The 5954-nt window shown below is 50.9% G+C and carries 10 protein-coding genes; 2 read left to right on the top strand and 8 right to left on the bottom strand.

Features of this window, described 5'->3' with window-relative positions; translation table 11 throughout:
- Positions 1–50: 50 nt before the first annotated feature.
- Genes AAC035_RS17865 through AAC035_RS17850 form a run of 4 tightly spaced genes read right to left on the bottom strand, consistent with a single transcriptional unit; the run spans position 51 to position 1603 of the window.
- Positions 51–197, bottom strand: a complete 147-nt coding sequence (locus AAC035_RS17865) for a hypothetical protein (protein ID WP_339806447.1) — start codon at positions 195–197, stop codon at positions 51–53.
- Between the two features lie 4 nt (positions 198–201).
- Positions 202–579: a hypothetical protein gene (locus tag AAC035_RS17860; RefSeq protein WP_339806446.1), complete on the bottom strand. Its 378-nt coding sequence runs from the start codon at positions 577–579 to the stop codon at positions 202–204.
- Between the two features lie 54 nt (positions 580–633).
- Positions 634–927, bottom strand: coding sequence for a DUF551 domain-containing protein (locus AAC035_RS17855; RefSeq protein WP_339806444.1), 294 nt, complete (start codon positions 925–927; stop codon positions 634–636).
- 43 nt (positions 928–970) lie between these two features.
- On the bottom strand, positions 971–1603 hold the full coding sequence (locus AAC035_RS17850) for a metallophosphatase domain-containing protein (RefSeq protein ID WP_339806443.1): 633 nt from the start codon (positions 1601–1603) through the stop codon (positions 971–973).
- A gap of 70 nt (positions 1604–1673) precedes the next feature.
- Between AAC035_RS17850 and AAC035_RS17845 the strand changes: the two genes are divergently transcribed.
- Positions 1674–2003, top strand: a complete 330-nt coding sequence (locus AAC035_RS17845; protein WP_339806442.1) for a HipA N-terminal domain-containing protein — start codon at positions 1674–1676, stop codon at positions 2001–2003.
- Positions 2004–2318: 315 nt separating this feature from the next.
- Here the strand turns inward: AAC035_RS17845 and AAC035_RS17840 are convergent, their stop codons facing one another.
- The 3 genes from AAC035_RS17840 to AAC035_RS17830 form a co-directional block, all read right to left on the bottom strand.
- Positions 2319–2933, bottom strand: a complete 615-nt coding sequence (locus tag AAC035_RS17840; RefSeq protein ID WP_339806441.1) for a 3'-5' exonuclease — start codon at positions 2931–2933, stop codon at positions 2319–2321.
- Between the two features lie 73 nt (positions 2934–3006).
- Positions 3007–4407 (bottom strand): DEAD/DEAH box helicase family protein, encoded by a 1401-nt coding sequence (locus AAC035_RS17835; protein WP_339806440.1) that lies wholly within the window; start codon positions 4405–4407, stop codon positions 3007–3009.
- Positions 4404–4955, bottom strand: a complete 552-nt coding sequence (locus AAC035_RS17830; RefSeq protein ID WP_041656071.1) for a hypothetical protein — start codon at positions 4953–4955, stop codon at positions 4404–4406. Before AAC035_RS17830 ends, AAC035_RS17835 begins: the two co-directional genes overlap by 4 nt.
- Before the next feature lie 115 nt (positions 4956–5070).
- Between AAC035_RS17830 and AAC035_RS17825 the strand changes: the two genes are divergently transcribed.
- Positions 5071–5322, top strand: a complete 252-nt coding sequence (locus AAC035_RS17825; RefSeq protein ID WP_339806439.1) for a helix-turn-helix transcriptional regulator — start codon at positions 5071–5073, stop codon at positions 5320–5322.
- Positions 5323–5601: 279 nt separating this feature from the next.
- Here AAC035_RS17825 and AAC035_RS17820 read toward each other — a convergent pair.
- Positions 5602–5954, bottom strand: a 353-nt coding sequence (locus AAC035_RS17820; RefSeq protein ID WP_339806438.1) for a hypothetical protein, incomplete at its 5' end; no start/stop codon positions are given.

Raw genomic sequence — 5954 nt, 5'->3', positions numbered from 1 at the left:
TTTAGCTTACGGAAAATTCTACTTTTGATCATCTTGGTTTATTGGGGGGATTACCTATCCACCTGATCACCCATAACGACCTGTTCCAAGCCAACCGGCGCAGCCTGCTCCCAGTCCTGCAGCGCCTCTGGCATCGTCGCGTTGGGGTCACACTGGGCCATCAGGTCACTCAAGCTGCAAGGTTTCTTATCCTTCATGGCCTTACCTTCGATGGCCTCTACGTCCCCGGATCACCGCGACTTGCAGCGCTCCGGTTTCGGGAGTGGAGCTGCTTTTTGATGCTTCACACTCCACCTCATCATAGATAGCGCTATCTCTGGATTCTTCTTCGGTGAATCGCTCATCCGGTTTAAGCTGGTTTAACAGCCCTCGCAGGCCGCCCTTAACTCCCTGATCAGAGTAAGGCAGCTGAGCCAGCTTATCGTACTCACCCTCCCAGTCTCCCGGTTGAGCTATCCTGGCCACCTCAACCGTTTCCAGGGCAACAATATCATCGAACCCGGTTTCGTAACCTTCGACCAGCACTCGCGTTTCCGGCGGCAGGGCTTGCAATTGTGCGATCAGTTCTTCTGCGGTCACTTTGGGCACCCTCAGATACTAGTGTTATTTCAGTGCACGAATCCGTCACTGGTTTCATAGGTCATCCGGATTAACATGCACACTCCTTTCAGTCAGTCGCTTTTTGCACAGGTCAACGAGTGCTTCATCATCAATAGATGTTACAAGCCATTCAGGCAACTCGCCCTTGTCCGGTACAGGCATCCATCCAGCAATAGTGATGCTTTCAGGGATATTGACCCACTGCCCATCCACAGCATAGGCTTCAGTGATGCCCCCATTTCCTCTACCAGGCCAATATCCGAGGTACAGAGCGATAACAACATCCATATCCGCTGGCATTTGTTCTTTACAGTTAATCCACGTCATTAGACTCGCCATCTCCGAGGGTTCTTCATCATTCAGATCAACATCAAACCTCCACCACAATCGGTGCGTTGCATGGCTCATACCGTGGGGTGCAGGTACTGGCATTGATCAGGCGCATTTTTCCCCGCAGGTACTCCCCATAGCCTTCATGGATATGGCCGAAAATGTGCGCTTTGAGTGAGAGTTGCTGGATTCGGTCAAGCAAATCAATGCAGCCGACATTCTGACATTTGAATCCCAGATTCACCTCATCGCCAATGCCTTTTGGCGGCCCGTGGGTGATCAGCACATCGGTATTGTCGGGGATGAGCGCCCATTTCTCGCAAAGTTGCTCTCCGCGATCCAGCATAAATGCCCAATCCAGGAAGGTGGGTGTCCAGGGTGAACCCCAGAAACGAACGCCTCCGATTTCGATACCACTGTCCTCCAGATAAATGGCATTGGTGAGGGCCTGCCGAGCTTGCTTCGGCGTTTCCTGAAAGGCCCAGTCGTGGTTCCCGGCAATCACGATTTTATACCGATGCGGCAGCGTTCCCAGCCAATCGTTGAGGTCTTCGATGTTCTCCAGTGTGCCCTGACCAAGACAATCACCCGCATGGATCAACACATCACCATCCGGGATCTCCGGAATTCGCCGGTGCAGACTGTGGGTGTCTGAAATACAGATCAGCTTCACTGCGTGTGCCTCGTCGAATAATATGGAATTCTAACTCTTTAACTCATTCCCTAACGATAAGGTACCTTCAATGGCCATCAAGCGCACGAAAGCGGTTGTGTATATGTACGGCCGGTTGGCCGGTTACCTGGAGCGGGTTGGCAGCGGATCGCAGTTTCAGTACGCAGAAGAATATCTGAACATGGCTGGCCAGCCGCTAAGTTGGAGCATGCCATTACGCTCGGAGCCTTATGTTTCAGATATGGGCTTGCCAGCCTATTTCAGCGGTCTTTGCTCAGAAGGGTGGTTACGGAAGGTGCAGAACTTCTCCCAGGGAATCCACCCGGGCGATGATTTCACGTTACTTGTTAATAATGGGCTGGACTGCGCTGGCGCCGTCACCATAGAGCCCGTCGACTAGACAGCTTTCCACTGATGCCCACCGATAGCTTCCAGATCCATAAGAATTTCCTCACCTAGCCGCTTTGCGATGTAGGCTGCGAAGGTCGGTGTCGTCTTTCGCCCAAGTTCGGTATTCCTTGTCGAAAGCAGTGACCCAGTAATCGACCGATAGCCTCTGATCGCTTGATGTTCTGTCACCGCACGTGATCTCGAGTGTTTTTTTGAGTATCGACCAGATGCTTTGGTCCACCTGCACGGTCGCTTTTTCTCCAGTAACGGATGATGTGTAAGTCACGTTCATTGCGCTTTCTCAAGCGGCGGAGCCAGGGTTAGCTCACTGATTAAGGGGAAACTGTGAGGGTGGTGTCTGCAACTCGCGCTCGAGAGACCAATCCATAAAAGGCAGCAGTCTTGAAATGTTACGGGCATCATCTACGCCTCGATGGTGGGCGCCCTCAAATGCGAGTTCATGGAATGCGAGGGCATGGGCTAGCCCATTTTTTTTCTTCTGACCAGTGGTGCGCCGCCAGATACGTTTCAAGTTCAAATGTGGGTAAGTCAACATCGCAGGCTTAACCCCATCCAGCTGGCTCTGCGCTTCAATGTGCAGGCGATCGTAATTGCCCCAGCTACACCATACGAATTCGCTGGAAAGATCAGCAAGCCAGAGGTTCATCGTTTGGATCACCTCTGGAAACGTCGGTGCCGCATCCACCATCGACTGAGTGATACTCGTAAGCTCGGTGCAGAAGTCGCTCAGCAAAGGATTACGAGTGGGTCTGACGAGAAAAGAGCGGGCATCCAATACCTCCCCTGGTCGGCTCGCCAATACGCATCCAAGCTCGATGATCTCCATATTGTGAATGCTCTGGGGCGTGCGGTCCGGGGCGTGCCGGCTGCCCCAGCAGGTCGCCTCAAGGTCAACAATCAACAGAGTTTGGTCGTTCATAGTCTCGTCGTTTAGCTGAGCAAGCAATCGCGGCAAACAGCTTCACCGGAGTCGATCGGCAAGGGGTCACAGGTCACACCACTTTATGTTCGAACAGTGACAGAATCTCGCTCCAATAATGGTTGCTCATAGAAAATTCCGCGGATTTTCTTGATTCGATCAACTCCCCTTCATCACCAAATGTGTATTCGGTACCAAAACTAAGATCCCACGCTGAAGACTCGTCGCCACTGGTTAGAATCCTGCTTTTCTCAACGCTACCAAGGCTCTGCTTTGAAGCTTTGGGGGAAAACGAAACCACATTTTGCTCCGGAAGATCTTCACCAATTCTCCGCGCGAACTCCGCGAGGGTTGGTTCTGCAAGAACATAAAGCCAGCCTCCAATCTCTGACGGTTCGCCGACCTGGCGCCGCAAAATTCTCCCAAGAACTTGCCGAAAATGAAGCTCTGTTCGGATTCGGCTGAGGTGACAGCACACTTGAAGTCTAGGAATGTCCGTTCCTTCGCTGATCATGCCCACCGATATAATCCAGCGGTCTTTGGACACCCTGAAATCATTGATTATTTGGTAGGCGTCTGGTGTTCGACAACTAACAACAACTGACCTTTCACCCAGCGCTGCAAATCTGGTCGCAATGTGCTCTGCATGTGCGACACTTGCTGCGACAACCAACCCTCCGGCATTGGGAATTCGCTGTCGAATTTGTGACAGTTTATGTGATGCTTCCGAGAGTGTATGGTCGAGTACTTCATCCCGGGAAAGGAAATCGGGATAGGAAATATGTCCGTGTTTGATTGTTTCGCGGATACTCGAATAGGTCCGAAGGCCGATCTCAGAAGATTTCAGCTGGATCTCTCTGTTATCAGTGAGAACGATCTTTGGAGTTCGGCATACCCCATCTACGACGGCTCGCCTTAAACCATACTCATAATCACAATGCAGCTCGCCGTCAGGCTGGGTGTACCGCGCCAGTGCAATAGGGGTATTGTCTGTTCTCCAGGGGGTTCCAGATAATGCGATAGTGAAGGACGCATGACCCTGAATCCGCTCTAAGATGGTTCTCCCCCAACTGTTACCAAGCGCCAAATCGTCAGAGTTGCTCCCGGAGCAATGATGAATCTCGTCCAAGACTACCAGCACTCGGTGATCACTCAATACGCGCCAAAGATCCTTTGGCAGCGTAGCCATCGACTGGTATGTATACGACCCACCAGCAGCACCAATTTGTCCATTAAAGCTTTTCCCGAGAATCCGGCTAAAAGTTGTGGAAACGCTTTGGGAAACTGCTCGCGAAGGGGAAAAACATACGACAAAATCAATCTTACCTCGCTCAAACAGAGCCTTGGCGACAGATGCAACCATTACAGTTTTCCCTGCTGCTGGCGTTGCATGGCACAGGAAATGGGCTTGATGCTCAAAGGACAACAAGGCCTGAGCAATGCACTCGTTCTGCCAAGCGCGGAGTTTCATCATGAGGGAAGGCCAATTTTGGTGATTACAGACTCAACTGCACGAAGTTGCCCAAGGATTTTCGTACTTCTCTCCCGCGACTCCAAATATTGCTCCTTCACAGCACCTCGAAGCGCGGGGTATTTGTTATAGAGACGTTGATATTCCTCCGCTTCCCCAATGCTGGCGACAAGTTCAACCCTTCTTTGGGAGAGTTCTTCCTGAAGGGCTCGTTGAGTTTCTCCATCCATCGTCAACTCAGCTTGATGATCACAACTTTCAAACGGCGACCGTTTAGGTTCCAGCTCAACACTTGAGTGCTCTGGGCTGAAGATAAATTTGCACCCGCGGCCGGTAGATCCTTGGTGCCTCTCAACCAGCTTGACTGATTCAAGTCGCAATAGCTCTCTATAGATATGTTTTCGGAGCTGGTTGCGACCCGGTCGCTGACCTTCGGGAATCTGGAGCACATAGATATCCCGAATATCAGTGGTCGAGAAAGGAGTATTTGATTGCTTCCGCAGTAAGTCGATCAGCGTTTTATCCACTTTCAGTGATTGTAACTTTTCCATTCAAAGGCCCAATTGGTCATTAGGTCGATCTGATCGACCCATAAAAATGGGTAGTATATGCCGTGGCCTGTTATGCCTCAAGAAACCATAGTCTTGCCTTTTGTGAGGGCGAGGAATGGGCTCACCAGTTTGTGAGGCGTTTGGTCGGAATCTACGGGCTATTCGAAAATCAAAAGGGTTTTCACAGGAGCGCCTTGCTCACGAGGCGGGAATAGACAGGAGTTATTTAGGCAGGATTGAGCGGGGAGAGGTGAACGTAACCCTCGAAAAAATCTACCTTCTCGCTAACTGCTTGTTTTGCCCTCCCAGGGAGCTTATGCCAGATGCAATTGAACCACTTCAAAGCGCATCTAAAGATTTAGAGTAAGCCTTCCTGGCAATCCAGCAGGCCTCTCAGAAATGGACCATGCCCATTCTTAATTGGAAGCCGGCCTTGAATGGCTTTATTATCAAGTTCGGTGACCGCCTGGACGGCCACCTCCAATGGCATGGGCAGTTACACAGATTTATTCACAGGCTCCTTTGACTTCCAAGGTTAAAGCGACAAAAAAGGACCATAGCTACCCAACTGATCGCATCAGCATTAGATGATAAACATTGGGTAGCCAAAACGGCCAAGTTATGGTTACAACGCCAGCACCAGGCGTCAACTACCGGACAGACGCTCAATCTTACGCATCAAACGATCATTTTCTTTCTTGTAGAACGCAATTTCAGCTTCCCAAATTGCGACTTGAGACAACACGAAATCAAGATCCACTTTTGCTTTTAAAAGCTGCGCTTTGAGCTCCCTATTCGCTGATCTCACAGTCTTGCGTTGACTGCGCCCTAATGGCCCAAGATCTCGCTCCTCTCTAACCTGTCGATTGTGCTCTTCGATTACCTCCCTAATGTGAGCGTTCCAAGGGCTTTTCAACGCTACGTCGCTTTTGAGTCCGGCGCCTGACTGCGTATTCCAGACCAAGGTTGCCACTGATTCCAGACAAAGTCTGCCACCCA

The organism is uncultured Marinobacter sp. (genome assembly GCF_963974375.1).
GTDB lineage: Bacteria > Pseudomonadota > Gammaproteobacteria > Pseudomonadales > Oleiphilaceae > Marinobacter.
This window is presented reverse-complemented; position numbering and strand designations above follow the sequence as displayed.

Bases quoted from the DNA above. Each gene is read 5' to 3' on its own strand.
- AAC035_RS17865 (WP_339806447.1), bottom strand. From the start codon at position 197: ATGAAGGATAAGAAACCTTGCAGCTTGAGTGACCTGATGGCCCAGTGT.
- AAC035_RS17830 (WP_041656071.1), bottom strand. From the start codon at position 4,955: ATGGAAAAGTTACAATCACTGAAAGTGGATAAAACGCTGATCGACTTA.
- AAC035_RS17825 (WP_339806439.1), top strand. From the start codon at position 5,071: ATGGGCTCACCAGTTTGTGAGGCGTTTGGTCGGAATCTACGGGCTATT.
- AAC035_RS17835 (WP_339806440.1), bottom strand. From the start codon at position 4,407: ATGATGAAACTCCGCGCTTGGCAGAACGAGTGCATTGCTCAGGCCTTG.
- AAC035_RS17855 (WP_339806444.1), bottom strand. From the start codon at position 927: ATGACGTGGATTAACTGTAAAGAACAAATGCCAGCGGATATGGATGTT.
- AAC035_RS17840 (WP_339806441.1), bottom strand. From the start codon at position 2,933: ATGAACGACCAAACTCTGTTGATTGTTGACCTTGAGGCGACCTGCTGG.
- AAC035_RS17845 (WP_339806442.1), top strand. From the start codon at position 1,674: ATGGCCATCAAGCGCACGAAAGCGGTTGTGTATATGTACGGCCGGTTG.